Source organism: Vibrio sp. CDRSL-10 TSBA (assembly GCA_039696685.1).
GTDB lineage: Bacteria > Pseudomonadota > Gammaproteobacteria > Enterobacterales > Vibrionaceae > Vibrio.
The window spans coordinates 2,603,259-2,619,155 of sequence record CP155566.1 but is presented as its reverse complement, the minus strand read 5'-3'; the positions used below and the strand labels follow the sequence as shown (position 1 = coordinate 2,619,155).

General features: G+C 49.7%; 5 protein-coding genes, 17 tRNA genes and 6 pseudogenes. 9 read left to right on the top strand and 19 right to left on the bottom strand.

The window, feature by feature from the left end; all coding sequences use genetic code 11:
- The first annotated feature begins 31 nt into the window (after window positions 1-31).
- The 9 genes and pseudogenes from flgF to ABDK09_19805 all read left to right on the top strand — a co-directional run bounded on the left by flgF (window position 32) and on the right by ABDK09_19805 (window position 11,239).
- On the top strand, window positions 32-781 hold the full coding sequence (gene flgF / locus ABDK09_19845; GenBank protein XAW89112.1) for a flagellar basal-body rod protein FlgF: 750 nt from the start codon (window positions 32-34) through the stop codon (window positions 779-781).
- A gap of 19 nt (window positions 782-800) precedes the next feature.
- The gene (gene flgG, locus ABDK09_19840; GenBank protein ID XAW89111.1) at window positions 801-1,589 is read left to right on the top strand and encodes a flagellar basal-body rod protein FlgG; all 789 of its coding nucleotides are present in this window, start codon (window positions 801-803) and stop codon (window positions 1,587-1,589) included.
- Window positions 1,590-1,627: 38 nt separating this feature from the next.
- Window positions 1,628-2,407: a flagellar basal body L-ring protein FlgH gene (flgH, locus tag ABDK09_19835; protein XAW89110.1), complete on the top strand. Its 780-nt coding sequence runs from the start codon at window positions 1,628-1,630 to the stop codon at window positions 2,405-2,407.
- A gap of 91 nt (window positions 2,408-2,498) precedes the next feature.
- On the top strand, window positions 2,499-3,584 hold the full coding sequence (locus tag ABDK09_19830) for a flagellar basal body P-ring protein FlgI (protein XAW89109.1): 1,086 nt from the start codon (window positions 2,499-2,501) through the stop codon (window positions 3,582-3,584).
- A 10-nt stretch (window positions 3,585-3,594) separates the two neighbouring features.
- Window positions 3,595-4,531: pseudogene (flgJ, locus tag ABDK09_19825) on the top strand (flagellar assembly peptidoglycan hydrolase FlgJ).
- 212 nt (window positions 4,532-4,743) lie between these two features.
- The gene (gene flgK, locus ABDK09_19820) at window positions 4,744-6,678 is read left to right on the top strand and encodes a flagellar hook-associated protein FlgK (GenBank protein ID XAW89108.1); all 1,935 of its coding nucleotides are present in this window, start codon (window positions 4,744-4,746) and stop codon (window positions 6,676-6,678) included.
- A gap of 13 nt (window positions 6,679-6,691) precedes the next feature.
- Window positions 6,692-7,886 (top strand): annotated as a pseudogene (flgL, locus tag ABDK09_19815) (flagellar hook-associated protein FlgL).
- Between the two features lie 551 nt (window positions 7,887-8,437).
- A pseudogene (locus ABDK09_19810) lies at window positions 8,438-9,578 on the top strand (flagellin).
- A 526-nt stretch (window positions 9,579-10,104) separates the two neighbouring features.
- Window positions 10,105-11,239 (top strand): annotated as a pseudogene (locus ABDK09_19805) (flagellin).
- Window positions 11,240-11,514: 275 nt separating this feature from the next.
- Here ABDK09_19805 and ABDK09_19800 read toward each other — a convergent pair.
- The 19 genes and pseudogenes from ABDK09_19800 to pth form a co-directional block, all read right to left on the bottom strand.
- Window positions 11,515-11,599, bottom strand: a tRNA-Leu gene (locus ABDK09_19800).
- Between the two features lie 48 nt (window positions 11,600-11,647).
- Window positions 11,648-11,722 (bottom strand) — tRNA-Gln (locus ABDK09_19795).
- A gap of 15 nt (window positions 11,723-11,737) precedes the next feature.
- Window positions 11,738-11,824, bottom strand: a tRNA-Leu gene (locus tag ABDK09_19790).
- A gap of 124 nt (window positions 11,825-11,948) precedes the next feature.
- A tRNA-Leu gene (locus tag ABDK09_19785) sits at window positions 11,949-12,033 on the bottom strand.
- 53 nt (window positions 12,034-12,086) lie between these two features.
- A tRNA-Met gene (locus ABDK09_19780) sits at window positions 12,087-12,163 on the bottom strand.
- Window positions 12,164-12,208: 45 nt separating this feature from the next.
- A tRNA-Leu gene (locus ABDK09_19775) sits at window positions 12,209-12,293 on the bottom strand.
- Window positions 12,294-12,344: 51 nt separating this feature from the next.
- A tRNA-Gln gene (locus ABDK09_19770) sits at window positions 12,345-12,419 on the bottom strand.
- A 15-nt stretch (window positions 12,420-12,434) separates the two neighbouring features.
- Window positions 12,435-12,521, bottom strand: a tRNA-Leu gene (locus ABDK09_19765).
- Window positions 12,522-12,565: 44 nt separating this feature from the next.
- Window positions 12,566-12,640 (bottom strand) — tRNA-Gln (locus ABDK09_19760).
- Between the two features lie 31 nt (window positions 12,641-12,671).
- Window positions 12,672-12,756, bottom strand: a tRNA-Leu gene (locus ABDK09_19755).
- 26 nt (window positions 12,757-12,782) lie between these two features.
- Window positions 12,783-12,867 (bottom strand) — tRNA-Leu (locus tag ABDK09_19750).
- Between the two features lie 46 nt (window positions 12,868-12,913).
- Window positions 12,914-12,990 (bottom strand) — tRNA-Met (locus ABDK09_19745).
- 82 nt (window positions 12,991-13,072) lie between these two features.
- Window positions 13,073-13,147, bottom strand: a tRNA-Gln gene (locus ABDK09_19740).
- A 15-nt stretch (window positions 13,148-13,162) separates the two neighbouring features.
- Window positions 13,163-13,249, bottom strand: a tRNA-Leu gene (locus ABDK09_19735).
- A 43-nt stretch (window positions 13,250-13,292) separates the two neighbouring features.
- Window positions 13,293-13,367 (bottom strand) — tRNA-Gln (locus ABDK09_19730).
- A gap of 30 nt (window positions 13,368-13,397) precedes the next feature.
- Window positions 13,398-13,482, bottom strand: a tRNA-Leu gene (locus ABDK09_19725).
- A 53-nt stretch (window positions 13,483-13,535) separates the two neighbouring features.
- Window positions 13,536-13,612, bottom strand: a tRNA-Met gene (locus ABDK09_19720).
- 330 nt (window positions 13,613-13,942) lie between these two features.
- A pseudogene (ychF, locus tag ABDK09_19715) lies at window positions 13,943-15,035 on the bottom strand (redox-regulated ATPase YchF).
- A gap of 11 nt (window positions 15,036-15,046) precedes the next feature.
- Window positions 15,047-15,638: pseudogene (gene pth, locus ABDK09_19710) on the bottom strand (aminoacyl-tRNA hydrolase).
- Window positions 15,639-15,897 lie beyond the last annotated feature (259 nt).

Here is a 15,897-nt window from a genome sequence, read left to right as displayed (position 1 = left end):
TACAGTTAATAAACGATTTTGGGAGCAAATTATGGATCGTGCTTTGTTTTTAGCCATGAGTGGCGCCAAGCAGAATATGCAAGCAATGCAGCTGAGAGCGAACAACCTGGCCAACGTCAGTACCACCGGTTTCCGGGCGGATCTGGAGCAGGCGCGTTCCATGCAAGCGTACGGTGATGGCCTGCCAAGCCGGGTATTCAGTATGACTGAGCGTCCGGGGCACAATTTTCAGCAGGGCAGCGTGATCACGACCGGCCGAGATTTAGATGTGACTGTTCAGGGCGATGGCTGGCTGGCAGTGATGGATAAAACCGGCAAAGAAGGTCTGACCCGGAACGGCAATCTCAATATCGACGCGAACGGACTGCTGATGAATGGCAGCGGTCATCTGGTGCTGGGTGAGAACGGTGCGCCTATCACGCTGCCGGTTCCGCTGGCCAAAGTGTCAATCGGCAATGACGGGACCATCTCAGTTCGTCCGCAGGGCGCGCCGCCGGATGCGATGGAAATCGTTGATCGTATCAAACTGGTCAAACCCGATAATCAATCGTTATACAAAGATGTCAATGGTCTGTTCCGGGCGAAAGATCCCAACGCAACCTATGACGCAGATGCAACGGTCAAAATCCTGACCGGTGCGGTAGAAGGCAGTAACGTAAATGCGGTTGGCGAAATGACCAGCCTGATTGATCTGCAACGTCAGTTTGAAATGCAGGTCAAGATGATGAAAACGGCAGAAGACATGGATAAATCATCCGATACTCTGCTGCGCATGAGCTAACCGAGAACAGGAGTTTAATATGCAGCCGGCATTATGGGTAAGTAAAACGGGTCTGGACGCACAGCAAACCAACATTGCGACCATTTCCAACAACCTGGCCAACGCCTCGACCGTAGGTTTTAAGAAAAGCCGTGCGGTGTTTGAAGACCTGTTTTATCAAAATATTAACCAGCCAGGCGGCCAGTCGTCTCAGAACACCGAATTACCGAGTGGTCTGATGCTGGGTGCAGGCTCAAAGGTTGTCGCAACCCAAAAAGTGCATACTCATGGTAATGCACAGACCACGTCCAACAGTTTGGACATGATGATTGAAGGCGATGGCTTTTTCCAGATTCTGATGCCCGATGGCAACATCGGTTACAGCCGTAATGGCCAGTTTACCCTGAACGCTGAAGGCGTGATCGTGACCTCAGGCGACGGCTATCCGCTGCAGCCGGAGATTGTTATCCCTGACGATGCTATCTCGATTTCGGTTGGTAATGACGGTGAAGTGTCAGTACGGGTACGTGGCCAGCAGGACAACCAGGTGCTGGGTCAGATCACCACGGTTGATTTCATTAACCCTGGTGGCCTGGAACCGATCGGACAGAACCTTTACTTACCGACCGGCGCCAGCGGCGATCCGCAGGAAGGAGTTCCTGGTCTGGATGGTCTGGGTAATATTCGTCAGTCGATGCTGGAAAGTTCCAACGTGAATGTGACCGAAGAACTGGTCAACATGATTGAAGCGCAGCGTGTCTACGAGATGAACTCGAAAGTTATCTCAGCTGTAGACAAGATGATGAGCTTTGTTAACCAGCAGCTGTAAGCGCTGGATGAGTCATAGATTAGCAAGAGAATACTGCGATGAAACGTTTACTCAGTTTAGCTTTGATTTCGCTGTTATCGGGTTGTAGCCTGCTGCAGGAGCCGATTGAAACGCCGGATGTTGCCCAAGGCACCACAGTGGTGGATGCGGTTGAAGGCGATCAGTCTGAGGCCGACAGCACAGGTCTTATTGATACCCTGCGTAATCGTACTGACCCGGTGGCGGGTGACCCGGCCTGGGCGCCGATTCATCCTAAGAAAAAGCCGGAGCATTATGCGGCAGAAACCGGTTCTCTGTTTAATCTCGACCATGCTAACAGCTTGTACGATGACTCCAAGCCGCATGGTATCGGGGACATCATCACGGTTAACCTGGATGAGAGCACCAAGGCAGCCAAAAGCGCCGATGCGGATTTGTCTAAAACCAATGATGCTTCGATGGATCCGCTCAGTGTCGGCGGGCAGGAGCTTAAACTGGGCGACTACAATTTTTCTTACGCATTGTCGAATGACAATAAGTTCTCCGGCAGTTCTGCCGCCAACCAGAGCAACAGCTTATCTGGTTCGATTACGGTGGAAGTGATCGAAGTACTGGCGAACGGTAACCTGGTGATCCGCGGCGAGAAATGGCTGACTCTGAATGCCGGGGATGAGTACATTCGTCTCAGCGGCACCATTCGTCCGGATGATATTGCGTTTGATAACACCATAGCATCAAACCGTATTTCCAACGCCCGGATTCAGTATTCAGGCACCGGAACCAATCAAGATATGCAAGAACCTGGATTCTTGGCACGATTTTTTAATGTCTCTTTGTAAGTCGGACCCGATGGTCGAAGTTTTGACAGCTTGAGGTATCGATGGGGCCAGATTGGCCTCATTGTTTTTATAAAGAGACAGGTAATCCACCATGAAAAGACTCACATTGTTATTGTTGATGTTTGTTGCGGCAACGGCTCAGGCTGCCCGTATCAAAGATATGGCTCAGGTAGCGGGTGTGCGCAGTAACCAGTTGGTGGGTTACGGCCTGGTCACCGGTTTGCCGGGCACCGGCGAATCCACACCCTTTACCGATCAAAGCTTTAACGCGATGCTGCAGAATTTCGGCATCCAATTGCCGCCGGGTACCAAGCCAAAAACCAAAAACGTTGCCGCTGTAATCATCACGGCTGATTTACCGGCGTTTTCCAAACAGGGGCAAACCGTTGATGTGACCGTGTCATCGATTGGTTCCGCGTCCAGCCTGCGTGGCGGTACGCTGATGCAGACTTTCCTCAAAGGCCTGGACGGACAGGTGTATGCCGTCGCTCAGGGCAACCTGGTCGTGAGCGGTTTTAGTGCTAACGGTGCGGATGGTTCGAGTATTGTCGGCAATAACCCGACCGTGGGCATCATCTCCAACGGTGCTATTGTCGAGCGCGAAATTCCGACCCCGTTCAGCCGCGGCGATTTTATTACCTTTAACCTGTTTGAATCTGATTTCACCACCGCGCAGCGTATGGCGGATGCGGTGAACCAGTTCCTGGGGCCGCAAATGGCGTCGGCCGTCGATGCCACCTCGGTCAAAGTGCGCGCGCCACGTGATGTCAGCCAGCGTGTGGCTTTCTTATCTGCGATTGAGAACCTGGAGTTCAATCCGGCTGACGGTGCGGCAAAAATCATCGTCAACTCGCGTACCGGCACCATAGTCGTCGGCCAGCATGTGCGTCTCAGACCGGCTGCGGTCACTCACGGCGGCATGACGGTCGCGATTAAAGAAGATTTGAATGTTAGCCAGCCAAACGGACTCTCGGCAGGACAGACTACGGTCGTACCGGACTCGTCCATTGAAGTGACTGAAAAACAAGGCAAGATGTTTAAACTTGAGCCAGGGGTGACGCTGGACGACTTAGTCCGCGCCGTCAATCAGGTGGGCGCCGCTCCGTCGGATCTGATGGCTATCTTGCAGGCGCTGAAACAAGCGGGTGCCATTGAAGGCCAACTGATCATTATTTAAGGAGCAGGTCATGGTTAATAATCCTAATGATGTCGGTTTTATTCACGATATTGCCAGCCTGGACAGCTTGCGTAAGCAGGCGGTAACCGGCGACAAACAATCGGAAAAAGAAGCGCTGCGCTCGGCGGCGCGCCAATTCGAATCGATATTCACGACCATGATGCTGAAATCGATGCGTGATGCTAATGCCAGCTTCAAATCGGGAATGTTCGACAGTCAGAATGAAGACTTTTACCGTCAGATGCTGGATGAACAGATGACCAGCGAAACTGAGTGCTTCCGGTTCGCTTGGGTTAGCCGATATGATAGTTGCCCAGCTCTCTGCAGGCGATAATGCCGGTGCTGATCAGGGCGATAATTTTGACCAAGCCATGCGCCGCGTCGAGCGTGCCCGTGAGCAGGCGGCAATGCAACCGGCAACTGAGCCGGCGGAGGTTGCCGCAGCGGCAAGCCCGGTAGCCAGTGAGAAAGCGGATGCATTTGAATCACCGCAGTCGTTTGTGACCTCGCTCAAGCCGTATGCGAATAAAGCGGCCAAAGCTCTGGGAATTGATGCTTCACTGCTGTTGGCTCAGGCGGCGTTGGAGACCGGTTGGGGGCAGAAAGTGGTCAAAAATGCGCGTGGCAGCAGCCATAACCTTTTTAACATTAAAGCTGACCGCAGCTGGCAGGGTAATAAAGTCGCGACCCAGACGCTGGAATATTACAACCACACACCAGTGATGGAAAAAGCGGCATTCCGTTCCTACGGCACCTATCAGGACAGCTTTAATGACTATGTGCGCTTTTTGGAAAATAACCCACGTTACAATACAGCGCTGCAGCATGACGGTAATGATGAAGCCTTCATTCGCGGGATCCATCAGGCCGGTTATGCCACGGATCCTGAGTATGCCGACAAGGTGTTACGGGTGAAAAGTCAGATAGAGCAGATGGATGTGCTGTAAGCGTGGATGCAAAACCGCATCGCTTCTTTATTAATAAGCCGGCATTCTTGCCGGTTTTTTACTGCTGCCTGATGAGTATTCTCAATTTTATCTTGTCACCAATCCCTTATTTTTCTGTGGCTTAGTCTGACTTTCTCTTTTGGCATACATATTGCTTTTACCTTAACAGGTGCTGCATTAGTGCGGCAATTTTCTTGGTTTTTGGGGGCATTATGGCGTCTGATCTGCTGAATTTGGGTGCGCAAAGCGTACTGACAGCTCAGAGACAACTTAACACCACTGGTCATAACATTTCTAATGTTAATACAGAGGGTTACAGTCGTCAGTCTGTCATCCAAGGCACCAATACGCCGCGCCAGTTTGGCGGTGAAACGTATGGCATGGGCGTGCACGTGGAAAATGTTCGCCGCTCATGGGATCAGTTTGCCGTTAAAGAGCTCAACCTTGCCACCACCGACTACTCCTTTAAACGCGACAGTGAAGAAAACCTCGATATGCTTTCCAAGCTGCTGTCGTCGGTCGCATCGAAAAAAATCCCGGAAAACCTCAATGAATGGTTTGATTCGGTAAAAAGCCTGGCAGATTCTCCGAATGATGTCGGCGCACGTAAAGTGGTGCTGGAAAAAGCCGATTTAATCAGCCAGAACATGAATGACTTCCATGAGACCATCCGGCGTCAGTTTGATGTGACGAACAAGGGGCTGGATGTCGGCATTAAACGTATTAACCAGCTCGGTCTGGAAATCCGCGATCTGCAACGTCTGATGATGCGTACTCCAGGGCCGCACAATGACCTGATGGACCAGCACGAGAAGCTGGTTAAAGAGCTGTCTGAGTACACTAAGGTTACCGTGACGCCGCGCAAAAATGCTGAAGGATTTAATGTTCATATCGGTAACGGTCACACTCTGGTTTCCGGTACTGAGGCCAGTCAGCTGAAGATGATTGATGGGTACCCGGATGTGAAACAGCATCGTCTGGCTATGGTGGAAGGCAACGGTATCAAGCCGATTACCGCACGCGACATCGGCGGTAAGATCGGAGCACTGATGGATATGCGTGATAAGCACATACCCGGGCTGCTGGATGAACTGGGCCGAATGGCAACCTCATTCAGTTATGAAGTCAATAAATTACAGCATCAGGGCCTGGATCTGCGCGGCGATGTCGGCAGCGATATCTTTATTGATGTGAACTCGGACGAAATAGCCAAGGCCCGCGTGATCACCGCCAGCGATTCACAGGCCGACATGGCGGTTTATATTCAGGATATCAGCCAGTTGCAAGGTGGCGAGTACTCACTGAGCTATAACGGTGACGATTACATCATTACCCGCCCGAACGGTGAACAGAGCACTGTGGTGCCTGTACGCGATCATATCGATCTGGATGGTTTCCGTATTCAGATTAATAACGAGCCGCGCGCCGGCGAACGGGTGATTATCCGTCCTACCCGTGATGGGGCGGCAAATATGCGCATGGCCACCGACGATGCGTCCAAAATTGCCGCTCAGAGTTATGAAGCTTCGACCGCTTTTGCTCAGGGGACCGCCAAATTCAATATTGAGCAGGCGGGTGACGTGCGTGAATTTGAAGCTTATGTGATTCAGCCGCGCGATGGCGACGGTAATCCAAGCGGTGGCCTGCAACTGCGCGTGCAGGATAAAGCCGGCAATATCCTGGTCAACGAACCTTATCAGTTTGACGACAATCAGGAGCAGCTGACCATTACCATTCCGGAGCAGGAGAATGGCGGGCGCGAGACCATCTTTACCCTGAGCCGTGGTGCCCTGCGTGATGATAAGTTTACCGCCAACCTGGTCCCGTCCGATGGTGACAATGGCAACCTGCGCAAAATGATTGATATTCAGAGTGATAAAACCGTGGATGACAACAACTCGACCATTATCGATGTCTACCACAATCTGAATACCGAATTTGGTCTCAAAATGTCGACCGCATCGCGTCTGACCGACGTGGCACGCTTAGAAAAAGAGTCTGCCGAATCACGGGTGGCTTCTGTATCCGGGGTCAACCTGGATGAAGAAGCGGCCAATATGATGAAGTTTCAGCAGGCTTATATGGCATCGTCGCGCATTATGCAGGCGGCCAACGATACCTTTAACACCATTCTGGCACTGAGATAGGGGGAGCAACTGAATGTTTAATCGTATTTCCAGCTTCCACAATTATCAGTCGGTGCAAAATGATTTGCGTCGTCAGGAATCGAAAGTTCATCACAATCAGGCTCAGCTGGCTTCCGGTAAGAAACTGTTGTCAGCGGCGGATAATCCCCTGGCAACCCACTATATCCAGAATGTGTCACAGCAGGAAGAGCAGCTGCGCCAGTACATTGATGCCATTACTCTGGTGCGTAACCGGCTTGAGCATCAGGAAGTGATTGTCTCCAACACTGAAGATTTTGCCGATAAAGCGAAACGCAACGTGATGGAAATGATCAACGGCTCACTTTCTCCTGAAGACCGGGCAGCTAAAGCCCGTGAGCTGGAGGAGATTTCGAACAACATGCTCAGCCTGGCCAATGTGCAGGACGAATCGGGTAATTATATTTTTGCCGGCACCAAGCCGACTACCCAGCCGTTTCTTTCGCGATAATGCCGGCAATGTGTCGTACGCCGGAGATGATTACCAGCGCAAGATGAAGATCTCTAACAGCCTGGAAGTGCCGTTTAATACCCCGGGCAGCAAGATGTTCATGGAGATTGAAAACCCGTTTGGTGATTACGCACCGGATTATCAGTTGCAGGAAGGCTCAGAACTGTTGCTTGAGAGAGCGACCAACAGCGACCCGGATGACGATGGTCAATACACGGTGACCTTTGTCGATATGCAAAACGGCCAGTTTGGTTATCAGCTGGAGCGTGACGGAGACGTAGTTGCTGCGGATGATTTTGACCCGAAAACCGGTATTCAATACGAAGGGCTGACCATTCACGTCAAAGGCCAGCTGACTGCCGGTGACAGCATGTCGCTGACGCCACGCGAGAACTACAGTATTTTCGATACCTTCAGAGATGCCATTGAGCTCTCTAAAGGGTCAGTGTCTGACGCTTCGACCACAGCAAAGTTGCAGCAGATGACCGAAGAATTTCATACCGCTTTTATCCATCTTAATAAACAACGGACTGATATTGGTGCCCACCTGAGTACTCTGGATATTCAGGAAGAGCAGCATGAAGATTTTAAAATCAGTCTGGCGAAGTCGAAAAGCCAGTTTGAGGATCTAGACTACGCGGAAGCGGTGATCGAGTTTAATGAGAATTCCCGTGCGCTGCAGGCTTCTCAGCAAGCGTTTGGTAAAACCAAAGATTTAACTCTGTTTAATTATATTTGATTACGCCTTGCGCTGATCAGCACGATAGGTGGTGCTTGTTCTTTATCTGCTCGCAACTGCATCGCACTTCTCTGCCATATGAGCTATGCCATATGTGCGAAGTGAGATGACAGCAGCGAAATGAAAAGGAACGCAGCTTAAACCGGGTGTCAGTGGTGAGGTTGGTTAACCTTTTACCTGATGGGCATTTTTTTGCCGCGTTGACAGGGCAGGATTTGCCGCCTCGGGTGGTGAATAAATAAGCGGCAATGTATGTGGCTATGGTGGTTTGCCGCTCGGGGTAATGGTTAACAGCTGATACGCCTTTTAAGTACAAGACTTTAATTAAGTGATTGAAAAATAGTTAGATAAATTTTTAATTACTCACAATTTTAAAGTTGGCACACAATTTGGATTGTTATTAGTAACCTTAAATTATTACCACAGTTTATAAATACGGTTCTAAAACGCGCAGTGATGCGTGTTTGGCAAGTTATTCACGGTCAGTGCTTCCAAAAGAGTCCAGCTGACCGCTTCGCATAAAGCTTGCGAACTCGATAGGAGAGCAAACTATGACCATTAACGTCAATACCAACGTGTCGGCCATGACCGCACAACGTTATCTGAATAAGTCGTCTAACGAGCTGAACACCTCGATGGAGCGTCTGTCGTCAGGTAATCGTATCAACAGTGCAAAAGATGATGCGGCCGGTCTGCAGATTTCAAACCGTCTGACAGCTCAGTCTCGTGGTCTGGATGTGGCAATGCGTAACGCCAACGATGGCATCTCGATCGCGCAGACAGCGGAAGGGGCGATGAATGAGTCTACCTCGATTCTGCAACGTATGCGTGACTTGTCACTGCAATCGGCGAACGGTACTAACTCAGAGTCTGAACGTGGCGCGATTAACGAAGAAGTGAAAGCTCTGCAGGATGAACTGAACCGTATCGCTGAAACCACCTCTTTCGGTGGCCGTAAGCTGCTGAACGGCTCTTTTGGTGAAGCCTCCTTCCAGATCGGTGCCAGCTCAGGTGAAGCGGTGATCATGGGTCTGACCAGCATCCGTGCTGATGACCATCGTATGGGCGGTGTGTCGTACCTTGCTGAGCAAGGCAAGAATCAGGACTGGGGTGTACCGGCTAATGCCAACACTATGCAGTTAGAGTACACCGGAGCAGACGGTGAACCGGTGACGATTAATATCAATGCCAAAGCTGGGGATGATATTGAAGAAGTGGCGACCTATCTCAACGGTCAGACCGATATGTTTAAAGCCTCGGTTGATGATGAGGGACGTCTGCAAGTTTTTGTCGCGGAACCGAATCTGGCATCCGGTTTAAGCATTTCCGGTGGCTTGGCCAATGAGTTGGGGCTGAGTACTGATAACGGTGTCTACACAACAGTGCAGGACATTGATGTGACCTCGGTAGGTGGCTCACAGAAACGCAGTCGGTATCCTGGATGCTGCACTGAAATATGTGGATGCACAGCGTGCAGACCTAGGTGCGAAGCAAAACCGTTTGAGCCACAGTATCAGCAACCTGGCTAATATCCAGGAAAACGTGGAAGCTTCGAAGAGCCGGATTAAAGATACCGACTTTGCGAAAGAAACCACGCAAATGACCAAAGCACAAATTCTGCAACAGGCGGGGACTTCGATTCTTGCCCAAGCAAAACAGTTGCCTAACTCTGCAATTTCACTATTGCAGTAAGATAGGGAGCCTTTATTTCCGGCTCAGACGTGAGCTTATGATGAAGGCACCCTGGCAAAGTATGATAACCGGAGATTGGCAAGCTCTCTCACCTAAACCTGCTTGTTAAGCAAACGTTGTCATACACAATCTGGTAGCCAAAATGTGTTCATTTCTCTGATCTCCACATTGGCGTTGGCTTCCAACCCAGCCCCGGTTCTCTCAAAGGAAAGGGGCTTTTCTTTTGCCTGTTGTTTACTCACTTCTGATTGAGACTCCATTCATTTGTCCTGATGTGCATTTTGTTGCACCGTCCGTATTTGATTAATCTTTAGTCTTTTTTGTCCTCTGCTGTTCACTTTTACGCCTTATCTCGCACTTCTTTCATCAACTGCTCGTTTTTTAACTTATTCGCTGCGTTTGTCTAAAGCTAAATTTAGCCGGGTCGCTATTAGAGATAACTTTGAGAGAACACTTTGGATTTCCGAGACGTCGGAAACCGTTCGTTAAGTTCCGCTACGTCTGAAAATCAACAGGAGATAATCTTATGGCGGTTAATGTAAATACTAACGTGTCAGCAATGACAGCTCAGCGTTATCTGAACAGTGCGACCAACGCCCAACAGGCTTCTATGGAACGTTTGTCGTCAGGTTACCGAATCAACAGTGCAAAAGATGATGCGGCCGGTCTGCAAATATCTAACCGCCTTAATGTCCAGAGCCGTGGCCTGGATGTCGCGGTGCGCAATGCCAATGACGGTATCTCGATGGCTCAGACCGCTGAAGGTGCGATGAATGAAACCACCAACATTCTGCAACGTATGCGTGATTTGTCGCTGCAATCGGCCAACGGCTCTAACTCGAAATCAGAGCGTCAGGCGATCCAGGAAGAAGTGACAGCGTTGAATGATGAACTGAACCGGATTGCGGAAACCACTTCATTTGGTGGTAACAAGCTGCTTAATGGTACCTTTGAAACCAAAGCGTTTCAGATTGGTGCTGACAGCGGTGAAGCAGTCATGCTGACCCTGAACAACATGCGCAGTGATAACCGCATGATGGGTGGCACCGGCTACCAAGCATCACAAGGGAAAGACAGTAACTGGGGTGTGGCTGCAGATGCGAATGATCTGACCATTACCCTCAATGATCGTTTTGGCGGTGAACAGACCATCTCAATTAACGCCAAAGAAGGCGATGATATTGAAGAAACTGGCTACTTATATCAATGGTCAGACCGATATGGTCAAAGCGTCCGTGGATGAAGAGGGCAGGCTGCAGCTGTTTGCTGACAATAACAAGGTTACCGGACCGGTGAGCTTTGGTGGTAGTCTGGCGGGTGAGCTGGGGATCCAGGATGGTCAGGCGCTGACGGTTGATACGATTGACGTTACCTCTGTGGGCGGCGCGCAGCAATCGGTGGCTGTGGTGGATGCGGCATTGAAGTTTGTTGATAGTCACCGGGCTGAACTGGGTGCATTCCAGAACCGCTTTAACCATGCAATCAGTAACCTGGATAACATTAACGAGAACGTGAATGCGTCTAAGAGCCGCATCAAGGACACGGACTTTGCCAAAGAAACCACGGCACTGACTAAGTCTCAGATCCTGGCACAGGCGTCTGGTTCGGTTCTGGCACAGGCAAGACAGGCCCCAAATACCGCGTTGGCGCTACTGGGATAAGTTCAGTCATGCATGGTTCGCAAATGCCCTGATTGGCTGATGAACTGGTTGGTTTATCAACGGCTGGGTTTATGAACTACCTGGTTTATGAATTACCTGGTGAGTGCGTAAACTAAATAGTGAGTTTGAAAACAAGGCAGCCACTAAAAGATCCAGCTTCGGTTGGATTTTTTAGTCTGCGGGAAAGGGATAGGTGCAGTGAGTGCTTTTTAGTCGCAGATAAAGTCTATCAGCAGATAAAACAAAACCCAGCCGAGGCTGGGTTTGTCAATCTATGGTGCGGAAGGAGAGACTTGAACTCTCACACCTTGCGGCGCCAGAACCTAAATCTGGTGCGTCTACCAATTTCGCCACTTCCGCAACTTGATTTGTTGATAACCCGACTTGGAATATCGAATCATCGTTGTATGGCAGGTCTACCTGGATTCGAACCAGGGAATGGCGGCATCAAAAGCCGCTGCCTTACCGCTTGGCGATAGACCTACAAGATACTAAATTTGGTGCGGAGGGAGGGACTTGAACCCTCACGTCCTAACGGACACTAGCACCTGAAGCTAGCGCGTCTACCAATTCCGCCACCACCGCAAAATTTAGTATTACTCTGTTAAGCTATCTTGTGACAACCTGTTCTGGGATAGTAACCGGAACTTAAGCTCTTGTCACGCAGCTTTTTGATAATATTGAAAAGTTTTTCATATTATCGTTAACATGGTGCGGAAGAAGAGACTTGAACTCTTACACCTTGCGGCGCCAGAACCTAAATCTGGTGCGTCTACCAATTTCGCCACTTCCGCATGTTTCCTAAAAACTCTCAGACAGTTAACCTGACTTAAAAGCATTTAGGAAATGGTGGCTACGACGGGATTCGAACCTGTGACCCCATCATTATGAGTGATGTGCTCTAACCAGCTGAGCTACGTAGCCACTCTGTTATTCTTATCGATCAACAAAGTTAATAGTTAAGAATAATGGTGCGGAAGGAGAGACTTGAACTCTCACACCTTGCGGCGCCAGAACCTAAATCTGGTGCGTCTACCAATTTCGCCACTTCCGCATCATGTTTTGTAGATAACCCGACTTGGTATATCGAATCATCGTTGTGTAATGGCAGGTCTACCTGGATTCGAACCAGGGAATGGCGGCATCAAAAGCCGCTGCCTTACCGCTTGGCGATAGACCTACAATCTACTGAATTTGGTGCGGAGGGAGGGACTTGAACCCTCACGTCCTAACGGACACTAGCACCTGAAGCTAGCGCGTCTACCAATTCCGCCACCACCGCAAATTCAGTATTTCGTCTGATAACCTCAGACAAGGTGTAAAAAATGGCAGGTCTACCTGGATTCGAACCAGGGAATGGCGGCATCAAAAGCCGCTGCCTTACCGCTTGGCGATAGACCTACAGCGGATAACTTATCGTTATCGCAAATTATGGTGCGGAAGAAGAGACTTGAACTCTTACACCTTGCGGCGCCAGAACCTAAATCTGGTGCGTCTACCAATTTCGCCACTTCCGCAAAACAGTTTCAGAATGTCGGGATGATGGTGCGGAAGGAGAGACTTGAACTCTCACACCTTACGGCGCCAGAACCTAAATCTGGTGCGTCTACCAATTTCGCCACTTCCGCGTCCCGGTATTCTAAGTCAATCATTAAAATGATTGACTTGAATAAGTGGTGGCTACGACGGGATTCGAACCTGTGACCCCATCATTATGAGTGATGTGCTCTAACCAGCTGAGCTACGTAGCCATCAATTTTGAGCGAGAAACTATAATACAATCTCGTATTCAGTTCCAATGATTTTTACATCGTATTGAAACGTAAAGAATTATGGCAGGTCTACCTGGATTCGAACCAGGGAATGGCGGCATCAAAAGCCGCTGCCTTACCGCTTGGCGATAGACCTACGACATACTGAATTTGGTGCGGAGGGAGGGACTTGAACCCTCACGTCCTAACGGACACTAGCACCTGAAGCTAGCGCGTCTACCAATTCCGCCACCACCGCAAATTCAGTATTCTGTCTGATAACCTCAGACAAGGTGTAAAAATGGCAGGTCTACCTGGATTCGAACCAGGGAATGGCGGCATCAAAAGCCGCTGCCTTACCGCTTGGCGATAGACCTGCAGGCGATAACTTGCGTTATCTTAAATAATGGTGCGGAAGGAGAGACTTGAACTCTCACACCTTGCGGCGCCAGAACCTAAATCTGGTGCGTCTACCAATTTCGCCACTTCCGCATTATTTCCTAATTACTCTTGCTCGATTGAATCAAGCGAAAGCATTTAGGAAATGGTGGCTACGACGGGATTCGAACCTGTGACCCCATCATTATGAGTGATGTGCTCTAACCAGCTGAGCTACGTAGCCAACAATTTTTCACTTTTCGTTACTCGCTTCAAAGTTGCCTTATCGCTGAGAACGGAGCGCATTATGCGGATATGGCTCAGGAGCGTCAACAGTTTTTTTGAATAAATTCCCTGAAATTGACTGTTCGGGTTATTTTTAATCAAAGAGGCGTGTTTGTGATCAAAAAGCGCTAGTAAAACAACAGATTCATTACCTTTGACCTGAACGGATTTCTCAGATTTAACCGCCGTGAAAACAAAAAAGCCAACCGCTTGGTTGGCTTTTGTTCAGCTGCCTGATTTTACCTCAGCCGAGTTGAATATTATTTAAACGGAGAGGTAAACGCAGCGGTTAAACGTTAAAGCGGAAGTGGATAACATCGCCATCTTTTACGATGTAATCTTTACCTTCCAGACGCCATTTACCCGCTTCTTTCGCGCCGCTTTCACCGTTGAACTCGATGTAAGCATCGTAACCCACTACTTCAGCACGGATGAAGCCGCGCTCGAAGTCGGTGTGGATCTTACCCGCTGCTTGCGGAGCCGTTGCGCCGACAGGAATAGTCCAGGCGCGTACTTCTTTAACGCCTGCAGTAAAGTAAGTGTGCAGGTTCAGTAGATCGTAACCAGAAACGGATAACCCGGTTCAGGCCCGGTTCTTCGATACCCAGATCCGCCAGAAATTCGTCACGCTCTTCTTCTTCCAGTTCTGAAAGCTCAGATTCGATCGCGGCACAAACCGGAACCACAACGTTGTTTTCTTTGGCTGCGAATTCACGTACAGCATCCAGATACGGGTTGTCTTCAAAACCGTCTTCAGACACGTTAGCAATGTACATGGTCGGCTTCAGAGTCAGGAAGTTAAGGTAACCAATGGCTGCCAGCTCTTCTTTTGACAGAGTCACAGTACGGGCAGAACCACCTTCAGTCAGCACTGGCAGCAGTTTTTCCAGCACGGTCAGCTCGAATTTAGCGTCTTTGTCACCGCCTTTGGCACGTTTTGCCTGGCGCTGGATTGCACGCTCACAGCTGTCCAGATCAGCCAGAGCCAGTTCCAGGTTGATCACTTCGATATCTTCAATCGGAGAGACTTTACCCGCAACGTGAACGATGTTTTCGTTCTCGAAACAGCGTACAACGTGACCGATCGCGTCAGTTTCACGGATGTTAGCCAGGAATTTGTTACCCAGACCTTCACCTTTTGATGCACCTGCAACCAGACCCGCGATGTCAACGAATTCCATCGTGGTTGGCAGAATACGCTCTGGGTTAACAATGTTTGCCAGTGCGTCTAGACGCAGATCCGGTACCGGAACGACACCTGTGTTTGGTTCGATGGTACAAAACGGGAAGTTTGCCGCCTCGATACCTGCTTTTGTTAGTGCATTAAAAAGTGTTGATTTACCAACGTTTGGTAGACCAACGATGCCACATTTAAAACCCATGACTGTAAACCTTATTCAGCTTTGAACGTGTGTAAGCGGTTTTGCGCTTTTGTTAGGCCATCTTTGATTAAGATGTCGAGACAACGAACGGATTCGTCCACTGCTGCATCCAGACACTCCTGCTCTTTAGCCGGAGCTTTACCCAACACATAGCCTGCTACTTTATCTTTGTGTCCGGGATGGCCGATGCCAATCCGCAGACGGTAAAATTCTTTGTTGTTGCCCAGTTTACTGATGGTGTCTTTCAGACCATTGTGGCCGCCATGACCACCACCTTGTTTAAACTTAGCAATGCCCGGAGGAAGATCGAGTTCATCGTGCGCGATCATGATCTCTTCCGGTTTTATCTGGTAAAACTTGGCCAGTGCGGCCACGGCTTTACCGGATAAGTTCATAAAGGTCGTTGGGATCAGCAGACGCAGATCTTCGCCGTTAACGACGATTCGACCGGTTAAACCAAAGAATTTTGGTTCATTTTTGAGTACCACATTGTGAATGCGCGCGAGTTTCTTCGACCACCCATGCACCGGCATTGTGGCGTGTCCTGGCGTATTCTGGTCCCGGATTGGCCAGACCGACCAGTAATTTAATTGGTTGACTCAAGGCTAGGATCCCTTCGGAAACAAAAAGCGCGGTATGATAGCACAGAAAAGCGCCGTGGGGCGATACTCTGCATTTTCGTGCGCGATGCGGCTAAATGAGAGGCTGAGTGTCAACGAGACGCTGGGTATCCGTGAGCTAATGGCTTGCTCAGCAAATATGCCGCGTCAGGTGTCAATCTCGCACCGTCAGTAAACTCATACCGCCAGTAAACTCACATCGCCAGCAAACAAAAAAGCGCCTCATCCGAAGATGAAGCGCT